The sequence below is a fragment of the Serratia sp. 2723 genome (genome assembly GCF_050434425.1).
Classification (GTDB): domain Bacteria; phylum Pseudomonadota; class Gammaproteobacteria; order Enterobacterales; family Enterobacteriaceae; genus Chania.
The window spans coordinates 506092-523752 of the sequence record NZ_JBNDIN010000001.1 but is presented as its reverse complement, the minus strand read 5'-3'; the positions used below and the strand labels follow the sequence as shown (position 1 = coordinate 523752).

At 55.6% G+C, this 17661-nt stretch carries 14 protein-coding genes; 1 reads left to right on the top strand and 13 read right to left on the bottom strand.

What is annotated here, in order from left to right; all coding sequences use genetic code 11:
* Window positions 1-2 precede the first annotated feature (2 nt).
* The 9 genes from ftsW to mraZ are packed head-to-tail and all read right to left on the bottom strand — an operon-like array spanning window position 3 to window position 9960.
* Window positions 3-1205, bottom strand: coding sequence for a cell division protein FtsW (gene ftsW, locus ABIE29_RS02405; protein ID WP_209523344.1), 1203 nt, complete (start codon window positions 1203-1205; stop codon window positions 3-5).
* Window positions 1202-2521: a UDP-N-acetylmuramoyl-L-alanine--D-glutamate ligase gene (gene murD / locus ABIE29_RS02400; protein ID WP_429616657.1), complete on the bottom strand. Its 1320-nt coding sequence runs from the start codon at window positions 2519-2521 to the stop codon at window positions 1202-1204. The genes ftsW and murD overlap by 4 nt, the downstream gene beginning before the upstream one ends.
* Window positions 2522-2523: 2 nt before the next feature.
* Window positions 2524-3606 (bottom strand): phospho-N-acetylmuramoyl-pentapeptide-transferase, encoded by a 1083-nt coding sequence (gene mraY / locus ABIE29_RS02395; protein WP_429616656.1) that lies wholly within the window; start codon window positions 3604-3606, stop codon window positions 2524-2526.
* On the bottom strand, window positions 3600-4961 hold the full coding sequence (gene murF, locus ABIE29_RS02390; protein ID WP_429616655.1) for a UDP-N-acetylmuramoyl-tripeptide--D-alanyl-D-alanine ligase: 1362 nt from the start codon (window positions 4959-4961) through the stop codon (window positions 3600-3602). The genes mraY and murF overlap by 7 nt, the downstream gene beginning before the upstream one ends.
* Window positions 4958-6445 (bottom strand): UDP-N-acetylmuramoyl-L-alanyl-D-glutamate--2,6-diaminopimelate ligase, encoded by a 1488-nt coding sequence (gene murE / locus ABIE29_RS02385; protein WP_248943996.1) that lies wholly within the window; start codon window positions 6443-6445, stop codon window positions 4958-4960. Before murE ends, murF begins: the two co-directional genes overlap by 4 nt.
* Window positions 6432-8198 (bottom strand): peptidoglycan glycosyltransferase FtsI, encoded by a 1767-nt coding sequence (locus ABIE29_RS02380; protein ID WP_429616654.1) that lies wholly within the window; start codon window positions 8196-8198, stop codon window positions 6432-6434. Before ABIE29_RS02380 ends, murE begins: the two co-directional genes overlap by 14 nt.
* 42 nt (window positions 8199-8240) lie before the next feature.
* Window positions 8241-8561, bottom strand: coding sequence for a cell division protein FtsL (gene ftsL, locus ABIE29_RS02375; protein ID WP_429616653.1), 321 nt, complete (start codon window positions 8559-8561; stop codon window positions 8241-8243).
* Complete coding sequence (gene rsmH / locus ABIE29_RS02370) at window positions 8558-9499, bottom strand: 16S rRNA (cytosine(1402)-N(4))-methyltransferase RsmH (protein ID WP_024527176.1); 942 nt, start codon at window positions 9497-9499, stop codon at window positions 8558-8560. The genes ftsL and rsmH overlap by 4 nt, the downstream gene beginning before the upstream one ends.
* Window positions 9500-9501: 2 nt before the next feature.
* Window positions 9502-9960 (bottom strand): division/cell wall cluster transcriptional repressor MraZ, encoded by a 459-nt coding sequence (gene mraZ / locus ABIE29_RS02365; protein ID WP_429616652.1) that lies wholly within the window; start codon window positions 9958-9960, stop codon window positions 9502-9504.
* An 894-nt stretch (window positions 9961-10854) separates the two neighbouring features.
* Between mraZ and ABIE29_RS02360 the strand changes: the two genes are divergently transcribed.
* Complete coding sequence (locus ABIE29_RS02360) at window positions 10855-11295, top strand: L-alanine exporter AlaE (RefSeq protein WP_429616651.1); 441 nt, start codon at window positions 10855-10857, stop codon at window positions 11293-11295.
* A 616-nt stretch (window positions 11296-11911) separates the two neighbouring features.
* Here ABIE29_RS02360 and cra read toward each other — a convergent pair.
* The 4 genes from cra to ABIE29_RS02340 form a co-directional block, all read right to left on the bottom strand.
* Window positions 11912-12916: a catabolite repressor/activator gene (gene cra, locus ABIE29_RS02355; protein ID WP_429616650.1), complete on the bottom strand. Its 1005-nt coding sequence runs from the start codon at window positions 12914-12916 to the stop codon at window positions 11912-11914.
* A 281-nt stretch (window positions 12917-13197) separates the two neighbouring features.
* The gene (gene ilvN, locus ABIE29_RS02350; protein WP_021179312.1) at window positions 13198-13692 is read right to left on the bottom strand and encodes an acetolactate synthase small subunit; all 495 of its coding nucleotides are present in this window, start codon (window positions 13690-13692) and stop codon (window positions 13198-13200) included.
* Window positions 13692-15410: an acetolactate synthase 3 large subunit gene (gene ilvI, locus ABIE29_RS02345; RefSeq protein ID WP_429616649.1), complete on the bottom strand. Its 1719-nt coding sequence runs from the start codon at window positions 15408-15410 to the stop codon at window positions 13692-13694. The genes ilvN and ilvI overlap by 1 nt, the downstream gene beginning before the upstream one ends.
* Before the next feature lie 318 nt (window positions 15411-15728).
* Window positions 15729-17534, bottom strand: a complete 1806-nt coding sequence (locus ABIE29_RS02340; protein WP_429616648.1) for an AMP-dependent synthetase/ligase — start codon at window positions 17532-17534, stop codon at window positions 15729-15731.
* Window positions 17535-17661 lie beyond the last annotated feature (127 nt).

Genomic DNA, 17661 nt, shown 5'->3' with positions numbered 1-17661 from the left:
CGCTACCTCTTCACAAACGCCTGCGCTTTGGTCAGGCGCGTTTCATAATCAATTCGCAGCAACAGCACGATCGCCGTCGACATAATTAACAGGCTCGAACCACCGTAGCTTATCAGTGGCAAGGTCAAGCCTTTGGTTGGCAGCATCCCCGCTGCCGCACCGACGTTCACCAACGCCTGGAAACTGAACCAGACACCGATTGAACACGCCAGAAAACCGGAAAACCGCTGGTCTATCTCCAACGCCCTGCGGCCGATCGACATGGCGCGAAAAGCGACGAAGAATACCATTAACAGGGCCAAAACCACACCGATATAGCCCAGTTCTTCGCCCAAAATGGAGAAGATAAAGTCGGTATGCGCCTCGGGTAAATACTCGAGTTTCTGTACCGAGTTGCCTAACCCCTGCCCCCAGAACTCGCCGCGGCCAAACGCCATCAGCGACTGGGTTAGCTGGTAACCGCTGCCAAACGGATCGGCCCACGGGTTCCAGAACGAAGTCACACGGCGCATACGGTAAGGTTCCGCGATAATCAGCAGCCCCACGGCAAACACGCCCGAACCGATGATCGCCAGGAACTGCCACATCTTCGCCCCGGCCAGGAACAGCATCGCCAGCGTGGTGATAAACAGCACCACCACCGTCCCCAAATCCGGCTGGGCCAGCAGCAGCACCGCCAGCACCACCATCACGCCCATTGGCTTACAGAAGCCCCAGAAGTTGCTGCGGACTTCTTCCACCTTGCGCACCAGATAGCTCGCCAGGTAGCAAAACAGCGACAGCTTGGATAACTCTGCGGGCTGGATACGCAACGGGCCCAGTGAAATCCAGCGTGAAGCCCCGTTTACCGAGCTGCCAACCACCAGCACCACCAGCAACAAGACTATCGATAGCAACAGCATGACGTTGCTGTAGCGCTGCCATACGGCCATCGGGATACGCAGCGTCACCAGCGACAGGCCGAATGCCAGACCAAGGTAAAGCGCATCGCGCTTGGCAAACAGGAACGGATCCTCTGCCAGGCGCTGGCCGATAGGCATCGAGGCCGACGTCACCATCACAAAACCAACAATCGCCAGGCCAAAGGTCAGCCACAGCAGGGTACGGTCATACAGCACCATGCTGCTCGTATCGCTTTCACGCGATCCCATCACCCAGTCTTTCAGCTTGTTGGTCAGGCCGAACGTCGGCACCCGTAGTCTCATCCGCCCAGCTCCTGTGCCAGACGGGCAAACTCGTTGCCACGCACTTCAAAATTACGGAACTGATCCAGGCTGGCGCAGGCCGGTGACAACAGCACCATATCGCCTGACGCCACCTGCCGGGCAATGGCCTGCATCGCCTGCTCCATCGTTTCTGTCTGTGTGGCGACTTCCGGACGCAGCTGTGCCAACTGTGCGCCATCGCGGCCAAAGCAGTACAAACGCACGTTGTCACCTTGCAGATAGCGCGCCAGCGGCGAGAAGTCCGCAGACTTGCCATCACCGCCCAACAGCAGATGCAGCGTACCCTTAACCTGCAGGCCGTTCAGCGCTGCCTCGGTGCTGCCAACGTTGGTGGCTTTGGAATCATTAATCCAGCGCACGCCGTTGTGTTCCCACACCAGTTGGAAGCGGTGCTCCAGGCCGGTAAAGGTCGTCAGCGCTTTCAGGCTGGACGCACGCGGCAGCTTGACGGCATCGGCCAGGGCCAGGGCCGCCAACGCATTGGTAAAGTTATGGCGACCGGTAAGCTTCATCTCGCTGGTATTGAGGACTTTCTCACCATTCACCCGCAGCCAGATTTCACCCTGCTGGCGGTTGAGATGGTAGTCCCCCACGTCGGCACCAAAGCTGACACAGCGCTCATCGGCACCGCGCACCGGCATGGTCAGCGCGTCGTCCGCATTCACTACGCAGACTTCGGCATTTTCATAGACGCGCAATTTGGCGGCACGGTATTGCTGCAGGCCAAATGGATAACGATCCATATGATCTTCGGTCACGTTCAAAATGGTGGCCGCTGCGGCATGCAGGCTGTAAGTGGTTTCCAATTGGAAGCTCGACAGCTCCAGCACGTACAGTTGGCACTCCTGGCGCAGCAGGCTCAGCGCTGGCAGGCCGATATTGCCCCCGACGCCCACGGCCCAACCGGCGGCCTTGGCCATTTCGCCCACCAGCGTGGTGACGGTGCTCTTGCCGTTGGAACCGGTGATCGCCACGATTGGCGCCTGGGCTTCACGACAGAACAGCTCAACGTCACCGACGATCTCAACCCCGGCATCGGCGGCAGCGCTCAAAGCCGGAGTCGCTAATGCCATGCCTGGGCTGGCCACAATCAAATCCGCAGACAGCAACCATTCCTGGTTCAGGGAGCCCAGATGACGTTCAACGCTCTCGGGCAGTTGCTCCAGGCCCGGCGGCGAAATACGGGTATCCATAACCCGCGGCGTCACGCCACGGGTCATAAAGAAATCAACGCAGGACAGGCCGGTAAGGCCCAACCCGATAATGACCACTTTTTTACCCTGATAATCCACCATAATCAGCGCACCTTCAGCGTCGCCAGGCCAATCAGCACCAGCATCAGCGAAATAATCCAGAAGCGCACGATCACCCGTGGTTCTGGCCAGCCTTTCAATTCATAGTGATGGTGGATCGGCGCCATGCGGAAAATACGTTGCCCGCGCAGCTTGAACGATCCCACCTGCAGGATCACCGACAGCGTTTCAACCACGAACACGCCGCCCATAATCAGCAACAAGAACTCCTGGCGCAGCAGCACGGCGATGGTGCCCAACGCGCCGCCCAGCGCCAGTGAACCCACGTCACCCATAAACACCTGAGCCGGATAGGTGTTAAACCATAAGAAACCTAAACCAGCCCCGACGATCGCGGTGCAGACAATGACCAACTCACCGGCATGACGCAGATACGGAATATGCAGGTAGTTGGCGAAGTTCATGTTACCGGTCGCCCAGGCCACCAGCGCAAAGCCCGCCGCCACAAACACGGTTGGCATGATCGCCAGCCCATCCAGCCCATCGGTCAGGTTGACCGCGTTGCTGGTGCCGACAATCACAAAGTACGCCAACAGTACATACAGCAGGCCCAGCTGCGGCATGATGTCCTTAAAGAACGGCACAACCAGCTCGGTGGCTGGCGTGTCTTTTCCTACGGCATACATGGCAAAGGCCACGACCAGGGCAATCACCGATTGCCAGAAATATTTCCAGCGGGCGATCAACCCCCGAGTATCTTTGCGCACCACTTTGCGATAATCATCGACAAAGCCGACGATGCCGTAACCCACCAGTACGAACAGTACGCACCACACGTAAGGGTTGGACGGATAGGCCCACATCAGCACCGAAATGGTGATGGAGGTCAGGATCATGATGCCGCCCATGGTCGGCGTGCCGCGCTTGCTAAAGTGCGATTCTGGCCCGTCGTTACGCACTACCTGGCCAAAGGACATTTCCTGCAGGCGTTTGATCACCTTCGGCCCCATCCACAGGGAAAGGAACAGTGCGGTCAGCAGGCTGACAATGGCCCGGAACGTCAGATAAGAAAAGACGTTGAAGCCTGAGTAATACTTGACCAAATGTTCGGCCAGCCAAACTAACATGGTGCTTTCTCCTGTAACGCGCGTACTACCTGCTCCATTGCGGCACTACGTGAACCTTTGATTAACACGGTAATTACCGCATGTGCTGAGAGTAGTTCCGCTACGCGCGCGGTCACTGCTGTTTTATCCTGATAATGTTCACCGTTACCGGCGGCGGAGCTCAAGACCTGGCTCAGCCCACCCACGCTGATGACTTTATCAATACCGGCCAGACGGGCAGCTTCACCCACCTGACGATGACACTCTTCGGCCTCTGCGCCCAACTCGGCCATATCACCAACGACCATTACGCGATAACCCGGCATTTCTGCCAGCACCTGCGCTGCTGCCGTCATGGAGCCGACGTTGGCGTTATAGCTGTCATCGAGCAACAGCTTGCCTTGCGCCAAGGCGATCGGGAACAAACGCCCCGGCACAGCCTGAAGCTGTTGCAAGCCCGCCTTTACGGCAGCCAGCGTAGCGCCAACCGACATCGCCAGTGCTGCTGCCGCCAACGCATTGGCCACGTTATGGCGGCCTGGTAATGGCAACTCGATCGCTACCGTGCCGAACGGGCTGTGCAGGGTGAAATGAGTGACGCTCCCTTTCACCTGAATATCGCTGGCAAAGAAATCCACAGATTCCGCAGCCTGGGGGGAGAAACGCCAGACCGTCTTGCCCTGTAACTGCGCCTGCCAGTGCGGCCAGTCGTTGCTATCGGCGTTGAGGATCGCCACGCCATCCGCCGGCAAACCGGCAAAGATTTCACCCTTGGCCTGCGCAACGCCAGCCAGTGAGCCAAAACCTTCCAGATGGGCTGCGGCCAGATTATTCACCAGCGCGCTCTGCGGTTGCGCCAAGGCGGTGGTATAGGCAATCTCACCGATATGGTTGGCACCCAGCTCGATCACCGCAAAATCATGCTGCGGCTCTAAACGCAGCAGCGTTAGCGGCACGCCGATCTCGTTATTGTAATTCCCGGCGGTATGCAGCACTTCGCCACATTCACGTAAAATGGCCGCGGTCATCTCTTTCACCGAGGTCTTGCCCGATGAACCGGTCAGCGCTACCACTTTGGCTGGTACTTGCTGACGTACCCAGGCAGCAAACTGCCCCAGTGCCAGACTGGTATCTTTCACCACCAGTTGCGGGGCCTCCACCAATAAGCGCTTACTTACCAGCAAAGCACCTGCGCCAGCGGCGACAGCATCGGCGGCAAAGTCGTGAGCATCGAAACGCTCCCCTTTCAGGGCCACAAACAGGCAACCCGCAGTGACCTGACGAGTATCCCTCGTCACCTCGGTAATGATGCAATCGGGGCCGATCAGCTCGGCATCCAATACCGCCGCCAGCGTCTGAAGCGAGACCGGGATCATGCCAACACCCCCAATAAACGTGCGACGGTGGTGCGATCGGAGTAATCCAGACGTCGGTTGCCCACCAGTTGGTAATCCTCGTGGCCTTTACCCGCCACCAGCACCACATCCTGCTCTTTGGCCTGCATGATGGCGCTGGTCACGGCTTCGGCGCGCCCGTGGATCACCTGTACATGCCCGGCGTCCAGCAGACCGGCCAGGATATCCTTGATGATGGCCTGCGGTTCTTCGGTACGCGGATTGTCATCCGTGACCACTACCCGGTCGGCAAACTGCTCGGCAATACCACCCATAAGTGGGCGCTTACCTCGATCACGATCGCCACCGCAGCCAAACACGCACCACAGTTGCCCTTGGCAATGCAGGCGAGCGGCTTCCAGCGCTTTTTCCAGTGCATCCGGGGTGTGGGCATAATCCACCACCACCGTCGGCTTGCCTGGCGCATTAAAGACTTCCATCCGGCCACAGACCGGCTGTAACTGATTGGCCGTGTTAACCAGCTTCTCAAACGGGTAACCGAGTGACAGCAGCGTCGCCAATGCCAGGATCAGGTTACTGACGTTGAAGGCCCCCATCAGGCGGCTTTCGATCTCGCCGTTGCCCCAGCTTGAGCTGAAGTGGATGGTGGCACCGTTGTCGTGATAGTCCACCGCCGTGGTTTTCAGCCAGCGGCCATGACAGCCAGGTTGCAAATTGTTTTGCATGGTGACGGCCACCGCGTCCGGCAATTTGGCCAGCCAACGCTGCCCGACCTCATCGTCGGCATTAATGATCGCCTGACCAACGTCGTGGCCAGCAAACAGTGACCATTTGGCCGCTTCGTAGCTGGCCATGTCACCGTGGTAATCCAGGTGATCGCGGCTCAGGTTGGTGAAAACGGCTGCGGCAAAGGGCAAAGCCGCCACGCGGTGTTGCACCAGACCGTGAGAGGAAACTTCCATCGCGGCAAAGGTAGCCCCTTGCTGCGCCAGATCGTTAAGCACGTGCTGCACGTCGACGGCAGAGCCGGTGGTATTTTCCGTTGGGCAAACCTGGTCTAACAAACCGTTGCCCACGGTACCCATCACGGCGGCAGTTTCGCCCAACAGTTGACTCCACTGAGCCAGCAGTTGTGTGGTGGTGGTTTTACCGTTGGTCCCCGTCACGCCAATCAGGCGCAGACGTTCGGCAGGCTGATGATAGAAACGCCCGGCTAACGCCGACAGGCGCTGGCCAAGCTGGCTCAGGTAAATCACCGGCACGCCGTGCATTTCGCAAATTTTACCGTCTTCAGCTTCACCTTCCGCTTCGGCGATAACGGCGGCAACCCCTTGGGCGATGGCTTGCGGAATATAGCGGCGTCCATCCGTTTGATGGCCAACTACGGCGACAAACAGATCCCCGGCAGCCGCAATACGGCTGTCTAATATCATTTCCCGCAGCGCGCGCTCGGGTGCCGTTGGCACCCACGGAGCGAGTAAATCGCGCAAATTACGATCGGCCACCTGAACCCTCTTTGTTATTAATCACTAATTCGCTTTTGTCACCGGTGGGTAGCGCATCTGGCTGAACGTTCATGATCCGCAGCACGCCCCCCATGATGGCACCAAACACCGGCGCGGAAATCGCACCACCGTAGTATTTCCCACCCTGTGGATCGTTGATGACCACCACCAGAGCAAAACGAGGCTGGCTAGCTGGCGCCACCCCCGCGGTATAAGCGATATATCGGTTGACGTATTTACCATCCGGCCCGACCTTTTTGGCGGTACCGGTTTTAATGGCGATACGATAACCCTTGATGGCGGCTTTCACCCCACCACCGCCCGGCAAGGCGACGCTTTCCATCATGTGCACTACCGTACGCACGGTAGCCTCAGGGAAAACGCGTTCACCGGCAACCGGAGGGTCAACCCTGGTGATCGACAGTGGGCGATAAACGCCCAGGCTGCCGATCGTGGCATAGACTCGCGCTAACTGTAACGGCGTTACCATTAGCCCATAGCCGAAAGAGAAGGTGGCCCTCTCTATGTCAGACCACCGTTGTTTTTTTGGGTATAAGCCACTGCTTTCTCCGACCAGCCCCAAATTGGTCGCTTTTCCCAGCCCAAAACGTGAGTAAGTATCTACTAACGCTGAGGACGGCATCGCTAACGCCAGCTTTGAAACACCGACGTTACTCGACTTCTGCAAGATCCCGGTCACAGTCAGTTCCGAATAGCGCGCCACGTCTTTGATTTCATGGCCGCTAACGCGGTAAGGAATGGTATTGAGCACGCTATTTTCTTTCACTACGCCGCGCTGCAACGCCGTCATTACCACCATCGGTTTCACGGTAGAACCAGGTTCAAAAATATCGGTGATGGCACGGTTACGCATGGTGTCTTTCGGCGTATCGGCCATGTTGTTCGGGTTGTACGATGGGCTGTTGGCCATCGCCAGCACCTCGCCAGTGTTCACGTCCACCAGCACTGCGGTACCAGACTCCGCCTTGTTGAAGGCGACGGCGTTATTCAACTCACGATAAACCAGTGCCTGCAGGCGCTCATCGATGCTCAGCGCCAGGTTGTGTGCCGCCTGGCTGTCTACCGAGGAGATGTCCTCGATCACTCGGCCATAGCGGTCTTTACGTACGGTTCTTTCGCCCGGTTGGCCGGTCAGCCAGCGATCAAAGCTCTTTTCGACCCCTTCGATCCCTTCGCCGTCAATGTTGGTCACGCCGATGATATGAGAAGTAACCTGGCCAGACGGGTAGTAGCGGCGCGATTCCTGGCGCAGGTAGATGCCAGGCAATTTCAGCTTGTGGATGTAATCACCAATCGCCGGGTTAACCTGCCGGGCCAGATAGACAAACCGCCCCTTCGGATTGGCATTAATACGATTGGAGAGCTGATCGAGCGGAATTTGCAACGCGTCGGACAGCGCTTTCCAGCGCGAATCCAGCGTAATACCCCCGCGTTCGTTCAACTCTTTCGGATCGGCCCACACGGCGTTCACCGGCACGCTCACCGCCAGCGGGCGGCCAGAGCGATCGCTAATCATGCCGCGCGCGGTAGGCACCGCCTGCACACGCAGCGAGCGCATATCGCCTTCTTTCACCAACCGGTCCGGATTGATCACCTGCAAATAAGCCACACGCAGCATCAGCCCAACCAGCGCCAACAGAATACAACCGCACAGCAACGCAAAACGCCAGCTGACAAAGCTGGCCTGATCTTCCTGGCGTTTCAACTTCTTACCGGGACGTACTGCTTTCATGCGTTAGCTATTTGCTCCGTATCGTAACTTCGGCTAAACCACTCATGGCTTGACAATGATATTTTCCTGCGATGGATCAACGTGTTGCATCTGCAATTTTTCGGTGGCAATACGCTCTACGCGGCTGTGATCGCCAAGGGCATTCTCTTCCAGGATCAGGTTGCGCCATTCGATATCCAGCGCATCTCTCTCCAGCACCAGCTGTTCGCGCTCAGCGGTCAGCAGGCGGGTACGGTGCGCGGTGGTCACCACAAACACCGCAGAAACCAGCGCTGCGACCATCAAAATCAACGGGATCTTGGCGTTACGCAGCAGATCGCCACCAATGACGCCAACTAAACCGTGGCGCTCATTACCAATCACGCGGGCATCCTCTCGGCAATACGCAGTACCGAACTGCGCGCCCGTGGGTTTTCAGCCACTTCAACATCACCTGGCTTCATTTTGCCCAAGGCTTTCAGCGTGCGGCCGCCCATTTCACGCAACTGAGCTTCAGTGAGCGGAATTCCTGCCGGAACCTGGGCACCACGGCTGTGGTGGCGCATAAAGCTTTTGACGATACGGTCTTCCAACGAATGGAAGCTGATGATCGACAGGCGGCCTTCTGGTGCCAACACGGCCAATGCACCGTCCAGCGCGCGTTCGATCTCTTCCAACTCGCTGTTGATGTAGATACGGATCGCCTGGAAGCTGCGGGTTGCCGGGTGTTTATGCTTGTCACGGAACGGGCTGGCATGGGCGATCAGCTCGGCCAGTTCCTTGGTACGGGTCATTGGCTCGACCTGGTTTCTTTCCACGATGGCGCGGGCGATGCGTTTGGCGAAGCGCTCTTCACCGAAGGTTTTCAGCACCCAGGCAATATCGTCAGCTTCCGCTTTCATCAACCATTCGGCGGCGGATTGGCCGCTTGAAGGGTCCATACGCATATCCAGCGGGCCGTCACGCATAAAGGAAAATCCGCGTTCTGCGTCATCCAACTGCGGTGAAGAGACACCTAAGTCGAGCAACACGCCGTCGATCTTGCCCACCAGTTCCCGTTGCTGCACATAATCAGCCAAATCGGAAAACGGGCCGTGGATGATAGTAAAACGTGGGTCTGCAATAGATTGAGCTGCGGCAATAGCCTGCGGATCGCGATCGATAGCCAACAAACGCCCTTCCGGCCCCAGTTGGGACAAGATCAGACGAGAATGGCCACCGCGACCAAAAGTACCGTCGATGTAGATGCCGTTACTGCGAATATTGAGACCCTTCACGGCCTCATCCAACAGTACGGTCGTATGTTTATAATTTTCCAGCATGCTTATAGTGACAAGTCCTGTAGCCGCTCAGACAACGGTTCCTGAGTGGACTGTTCCACGTCAATATCATCCTTGACTTGTTGATACCAGATCTGTTCATCCCACAGTTCAAACTTGTTGAACTGCCCGACCAGCATCACTTCTTTAGTAAGCCCGGCATGTTGGCGCAGCGTATTGGCTAACAGCAACCGACCGGCATTATCCATCTGACACTCGCTGGCATGGCCCAACAGCAAGCGCTGGACGCGGCGCTCGGCGGGATTCATGCTCGACAGACGGGACAACTTTTGCTCGATGATTTCCCATTGCGGTAATGGATAAAGCAGCAGGCAGGGCTGATGGAGGTCAATGGTGCAAACCATTTGGCCTTGCGATTCCTCATTCAGTAAATCCCGATACCGGGTCGGTACGGCGAGCCGTCCTTTACTGTCGAGGTTGACCATCGTTGCCCCACGAAACATACCTGAGCTACCCCCTCATGACCCTTTTCACCACTTTACACCACAAATTCCCACATAAGGGAGTTTACGGAGGGTATGAAAACCTTGTCAAGCCAGAGCAAGAGCGGTTTGGCAATATTTATAGGCATAATTTGGAGGCTGGCTCACGAAAGGAACTCTATTTATTGCATGAATATAAATTAACATCATGATTAAAGAGGAGAATTTTCTAAGCGGAAAGAGTGTGATTAAAATAAACACAAATTGACGATTAAATAACTCAATATGCCCTTCTGCAATCCAGGTCTCACTTTTCAACATCGCTCTCGGTGGGGATAACCCCACCGCATCCCGCATCGGTCAAGGCTTGGCCACAAACGCCTGCCCGCTGAAAAATGCCATAAACCCTTGACTTAATAACACTCAGAGAGTATTTCGCTGCCAACGGCGCGCTATTTTACTTCAATTATTCCGTCAAAGAACAACCCAAAGATAAAATAAATGGCGAACCACTGGCTCAAGCCGCTAATTACGATTCAAATCAAACTCGTAAGATTATTCTCAAAACACCTATTTACAATTCGCCTGGCTTTTTTTGCCAATTTTTAAATATACGTAAATTTAGTGTGCCTATTTATAAATCCCCCACAAAGCCGTCCTCTCCCCGGCACCAGAAAATCATAACACATTGTTTATAATGATAATAATTTCAAGCGCCATTTTAAATTCCTGCTTTCCAGGCTTTTCCCTCTGTTTTCAGGATAAAAATCAGCCAAATGTTAAAAATAAAAATTTTAAACCACTTAAAACATTCAACTCAGTCAAGTAAACTACTAAATAGCAATACATCCAGTTAATAACACCTAATTAACATTAATAAGCAACATGTTAACCAATGAATTCAGGGATCGTGTCATGTCTAGAGCCGTTTCACCATGGCGCAGCGCTGCCGCCGATACCTTTGCGCTGGTGGTGTACTGTTTTATCGTCGGGATGGCGATAGAAATATTGATTTCGGGCATGAGCTTCAGCCAATCGCTCTCCTCCCGGCTGGTGTCGATCCCCGTCAATATCTTGATCGCCTGGCCCTATGGCCGCTACCGCGATTTCTTTATCGCCACCGCACGCCGCAGCCCCCGCGGGCAATTTTTGCTGCGTAACCTGGCCGATCTGTTGGCTTACGTCAGTTTTCAATCGCCAGTTTACGCCGTCATTCTGTGGAGCGTGGGGGCAGACGGCCAGCAGATCCTGGCTGCGGTGACCAGCAATGCGGTGATCTCAATGGCGATGGGCATGGTGTACGGTTATTTTCTGGAGTATTGCCGCAGGCTGTTTCGCGTGGTGGGTTACGTTTAGGTCCCCTCACCCCAACCCTCTCCCACAGGGAGAGGGAGCCGATGGTCCCTGCTCGAGTGGAAGTAAAGAGGTAATCTCAGCACCAAACAGGCCCACTCGATCGGAGAGAACAGATACGGAGCTGTAATCAGATTCTGTAGCTGGGATAACGCGCAGGACGAAAACCGTATCAACCAGTGGCACGATCGGTCCCCTCCCCCTATGGGCTGAGGAATCCCCACTAATTTTTTGTTAGTGGTTTCAGAGAATTAGAACGAGTGTTTTACGAACAATCTGTTCCATTTTGTTCGTAAATTGGCAGTGAGAGAATGACGAACGACTTCTTCTCGTCTGCTTAAGGCTGTTTTTCACCCCCACTTTTGTTTGAAAAACAGCCTATTTCTCGCCTCAATTTTTCTGGGGATTCCTCAGCCCACAGGGAGAGGGAGCCGATGGTCCCTGCTCGGGTGGAAGTAAAGAGGTAATCTCAGCACCAAACAGGCCCACTCGATCGGAGAGAACAGATACGGAGCTGTAATCAGATTCTGTAGCTGGGATAACGCGCAGGACGAAAACCGTATCAACCAGTGGCACGATCGGTCCCCTCCCCCTATGGGAGAGGGTTAGGGTGAGGGCATTATTTGCGGCTCAGGCTGCCACGGCGGAACAGGTTACGACGAATCCGCGTCATACCCGGTTTGGGTTTGCGTGGTTCATCCAGGCTGGCAAGCACCAGCTCCAGCACTCGCTCGGCAACATCACGGTGGCGTTGGGCCACGGCAAGCACCGGGCACTCTAGGAAATCCAATAGCTCATGGTCACCAAAGGTGGCAATTGCCAGATCCGCCGGTAAACGCCCATGCTGTTTCAGCGTTACGTCCATCACCCCCTGCAACAGCGAGAATGAGGTGGTAAACAGCGCCTGTGGCATCGGATGGGTTTTCAGCCATTCCGCAAACAGCACACCGGCCGCCTCACGTTCATAGCTGTTGGCATACAGATAATCCACCTGCCGCTCATCATCTTGCCAGGCCTGGCGGAAACCCTGCTCACGCAAGAAACTGACAGAAAGCTCAGGCAAAGCCCCCAGATACAGCACCGACTTGGCGGGGAAAGTGCGTAACTCCTGCGCCAGGGCAAAGGCGTCTTCCTGATCGGCCCCCACCACGCTGATAAAGTGTTCACGATCCAGAGCGCGATCCAACGCGATAATTGGGAAAGGATCGTTAGCCCAGCGTTGATAGAAAGGATGCTCTGGCGGCAACGCAGTAGAAACGATAATCGCGTCTACCTGACGCTGCAGCAGATGTTCAATGCAGCGCATTTCATTATCCGGCTGATCTTCCGAGCAGGCGATCAACAGTTGATAACCGCGCTGACGAGCCTGACGCTCCAGGTAGTTGGCGATGCGGGTATAGCTGGTATTTTCCAGATCCGGGATCACCAGGCCGATAGAACGAGTGCGGCCTGCACGCAGCCCTGCAGCTACGGCATTCGGGTGATAATTGTGCTCCCTGACCACGGCCATCACTTTTTCGACGGTTTTATCACTGACACGATACTGCTTCGCCTTGCCGTTGATGACATAACTGGCCGTAGTGCGCGAAACGCCTGCGAGACGCGCGATTTCATCCAGTTTCACGTTAACCCCTTTAAATGACTCTGAAAATGACAATGGATCCTGTGGCGTTGTTTACCCTACGCTTTCAGAGTACGGCTTAACACACAGCGTACCGAAAGCGGAAGGGTAATGAGTAACCATGATAGTCACTATGGTTATTCAACCCGTAATGGCGATCTAACAGCAGAAAACACGGCCGAGCAACCGCTTTCGCCCAAAGGTGCCAACAAATGGGCAAAAAATAAAAAAGAAAGGGCGTAGCAAGCCCGCCACGCCCTCGATACAGTGCAGAAAACCCGCTATCAGCGCATAATCTTGTCGCCGCGTGACACACCCACAATCCCCGAGCGGGCCACTTCAACGATTTCTGCCACTTCACGTACGGCGTTGAGGAAGGCGTCCAGCTTATCGCTGGTCCCCGCCAACTGCACGGTGTACAGCGACGAGGTAACATCCACAATCTGTCCACGGAAGATGTCCGTGCTGCGTTTCACCTCTTCACGTCCGTAGCCACTGGCCTGCAGCTTCACCAGCATGATTTCACGCTCAACGTGAGCCCCCTGCACCAGCTCACTAACACGCAGCACGTCAACCAGCTTATGCAACTGCTTCTCTATCTGCTCCAGCACCTTTTCATCACCCACCGTCTGGATCGTCATGCGCGACAAGGTTGGATCATCGGTAGGAGCGACCGTCAGGCTTTCGATGTTGTAGCCACGCTGAGAGAACAGCCCAACGACGCGCGACAACGCACCGGATTCGTTTTCCAGTAATACCGATAAGATACGGCGCTTCATCAGGTTCTCTCCGTTTTGCTTAGCCACATTTCGTCCATGCTTCCACCGCGGATCTGCATTGGATAAACATGTTCGGTCTCGTCGACGGTCACATCGACAAACACCAGACGTTCTTTTTCAGCCAGCGCCTGCGCCAGCTTGCTTTCCAGCTCATCCGGGGTACGAATGGCGATGCCGACATGGCCATAGGCTTCGGCCAGCTTGACGAAGTCCGGCAAGGAATCCATATAGGACTGCGAATGGCGGCCAGAATAGATCATGTCCTGCCACTGTTTCACCATGCCCAGGTAGCGGTTATTCAGGTTGACCACCACCACCGGCAGGTTGTACTGCAGAGCCGTGGACAACTCCTGGATATTCATTTGTATGCTGCCATCACCGGTGACGCACACCACCGTTTCGCCCGGCAATGCCAGTTTTACCCCCAGGGCAGCTGGCAAACCAAAGCCCATGGTGCCCAGGCCGCCAGAGTTGATCCAACGGCGCGGTTTATCGAACGGATAATAGAGCGCGGCAAACATCTGATGCTGGCCAACGTCGGAGGTGACATAGGCATCACCCTTGGTCAGACGGTGCAGCGTTTCGATCACCGCCTGAGGTTTGATGGTGCCACTGTCTTTGTTGTAGCCCAGGCAATCACGCGCGCGCCACTGTTCAATGGACTGCCACCAGTCACGCAGCGCATCGAAATCCTGCGCTTTACTCTCCTGCGCCAGCAGTTCCAGCATCTGCGTCAGCACCTGTTTGGCATCGCCAACGATAGGAATATCGGCATCCACCGTTTTGGAAATGGAGGTCGGGTCAATATCGATATGCAGTACCGTGGCATCCGGGCAGTATTTGGCCAGGTTATTGGTAGTGCGATCGTCAAAGCGCACCCCGACGGCAAAAATCACGTCGGAATGATGCATGGTCTTGTTGGCTTCATAGGTACCGTGCATACCCAGCATACCGACGCTTTGGCGATGAGTCCCCGGGAACGCCCCCAGGCCCATCAGCGTACAGGTGACCGGCAGGTTCAGCTTTTCCGCCAGTTGCAGCAACTCTTCATGGCACTCTGAATTGATAGCGCCGCCGCCCACATACATGATGGGCTTTTTAGCCGCCAGAATGGTCTGTAGAGCGCGTTTGATCTGCCCGCGATGGCCTTGCACCGTCGGGTTGTAGGAACGCATGCTGACGTCTTGCGGATACGCGTAGGGCATTCTTACCGCCGGGCCAACGATATCCTTCGGCAGATCGACCACCACAGGGCCAGGACGGCCGGTAGAAGCCAGGTAAAACGCCTTTTTCAGCACGGCGGGAATGTCTTCGGTACGCTTGACCAGGAAGCTGTGTTTTACCACCGGGCGGGAGATCCCCACCATGTCGCACTCCTGGAAGGCATCGTAGCCAATCAGCGAGCTCGGCACCTGGCCAGATAGCACCACCATCGGGATGGAATCCATATAGGCGGTGGCGATGCCGGTAATGGCGTTGGTGGCTCCAGGACCGGAAGTGACCAGCACTACGCCCACTTCGCCGGTCGCTCGCGCATAGCCATCGGCCATATGCACCGCCCCTTGCTCGTGGCGCACCAGAATATGATCGATGCCCCCCACCGTGTGCAGGGCATCATAGATATCGAGTACCGCCCCGCCCGGATAGCCGAATACATGCTTAACGCCCTGATCGATCAGCGATCGGACGACCATCTCGGCTCCTGACAATATTTCCATGGGTTTGCCTCCAGGCTTACATAGCTTGTTCTTGTCTGACGCCGGAACGTAGCGCCTGTCCTGTCTGGGGCATGGCCCCAACAATCTTATGGACGTTTTGGACTCTTAACATAGCGTCAGAATATGGGGCAAGCAAACGGCAAAATGGCTTATCGTGGGCAAGGGTATTGCCATCAGGCTGGAGAAGTGCGGCTTGGCAAAACTATGCACTAGCTGAGCGGTTGTCCATCTAGGCATTATTTCGAGGGTGGGGGTAATTACAGAACTATATCAGGCAAGGGCGACTGGGGATTTTTCGTCCGCCTGCCGCCCCTATCATCACTTTTCCTGATACATCGACTCTATTTCATGCTGATAACGCTGTAGGATCACCTTGCGGCGCAGCTTCAGCGTCGGGGTCAGCTCCCCCAATTCCATCGAGAAGGCCGCCGGCAGCAGGGTAAATTTCTTCACCTGCTCAAACAGGGCCAACTCTTTTTGCATCTCCCGCAGACGCTTTTCGAACATTTCGATGATATGGCTGTTGCGCAGCAGTTCGATCCGATCCTGATACTTCAGATTGACCGATTTGGCATACTCTTCCAACGACTCAAAGCTCGGAACGATCAGCGCGGAGACAAATTTGCGTGCATCGGCAACGATCGCGACCTGTTCGATAAAACGATCCTGCGCCAGGGTACCTTCCAGCATCTGTGGCGCAATGTATTTGCCGCCGGAAGTCTTCATCAGATCCTTCAGCCGCTCGGTAATAAACAGGTTGCCGCCATCGTCGATCATGCCGGCATCACCGGTTTTCAGCCAGCCGTCTGCGGTAAAGCTATCGGCCGTCTCCAACGGTTTATTGAAATAGCCTCGCATCACGATTGGCCCACGCACCTGGATTTCATTTTCATCACCGATGCGCACTTCCACGCCGGGTAGCGGCTTGCCGATCGAGCCAAAGCGGAAGTTGTTCTCTTCCCAACAGGAGACCGTGGCACAGGTTTCCGTCATGCCGTAGCCGTATTTGATGTTAATGCCCATCGCCTGGAAGAACAGGATGACGTTGTCATCAAGCTTGGCACCGGCCGCAGGCAAGAAGCGCACCCGCCCTCCCAGGATCCCCCGCAGCTTGCTTAACACCAGCTTGTCAGCCCAGCGGTGAGAGAGATCGAACAGCTTGCCTAACGGTTTTCCAGCCCTTTCCTGGAGGAACTTGCGTTCACCGCAGACGATGGCCCAGTGGAATAAGGCACGCCGCAACCAAGGCGCACGTGCGACCTTTTCATGCACCGCACTGAAGATTTTTTCATAAAAGCGGGGCACTGCGCACATCAGGGTCGGTTTGACATCGGCCATCGCTTCCCGCACCCAGTCGGTATTGGGCAGATAAACGTTCTGCGCGCCCGAATGCATGATAAAGAAGCTCCAGGCACGTTCAAACACGTGTGACAGTGGCAGAAAGCTGAGGGAAACGTCATCCGCCGTCACCGTCAGGCGATCGTCATGCAGCTGCAGCTGTGCGGCCATATTGCGGTAGTCAAGCATCACGCCTTTCGGCTCCCCGGTGGTGCCTGAGGTGTAGATAAGGGTGAACAAATCCTGCAAATCGCGCTCGGCAATTCTTTGCTGACGCTGGGCATCGAAACGCTCGATATCCGCAAGACGTTCGAAATGATGCAGGTGTTGAGCAATCTCACAGCCGCGCAAATCGGCTGAAGCATCAAAGACAATAATGTGGGTCAGTTGCGGACATACGCCACGCAGCGCAATAGCAGCATCCAACTGTTCTTGTTCGCCGACAAACAGAATGCGGATATCGGCATCGTTAATGATAAATGCCGCCTGAGCCGGAGTGTTGGTGGCATAAAGCGGCACGCTGACCGCCCGCAGTTCGAGGATCGCCAGATCGGCCAACGACCAGGCCATGCTGTTATTGGCAAAAATCGCGATACGTTCCTGTACCTCGACGCCCAGTGCCAGCAAGGCGCAGGCAATATGTTGCATATGCGCCCCGACCTGAGACCAGGTCAGCCGTGTTTCCCCCTGCGGAGACCACTGACGGAAAGCCGTATGTTCGGCACGGTTAGCAATTTGATGCTGTATACGTTCGACCTGATGGTAATGCTGCAAGGTATTGGTCATAGCGCTCTAAGCCTGAAATTAATCAATCAGTTAACCGCGATCGGAGCGAAAGCGCTCACATCTCAGCTTACACGTGTTTACTTTTTTTTCGCAGTCTACCTAGTCTCTGGCTGTGGGAAAAGGGATT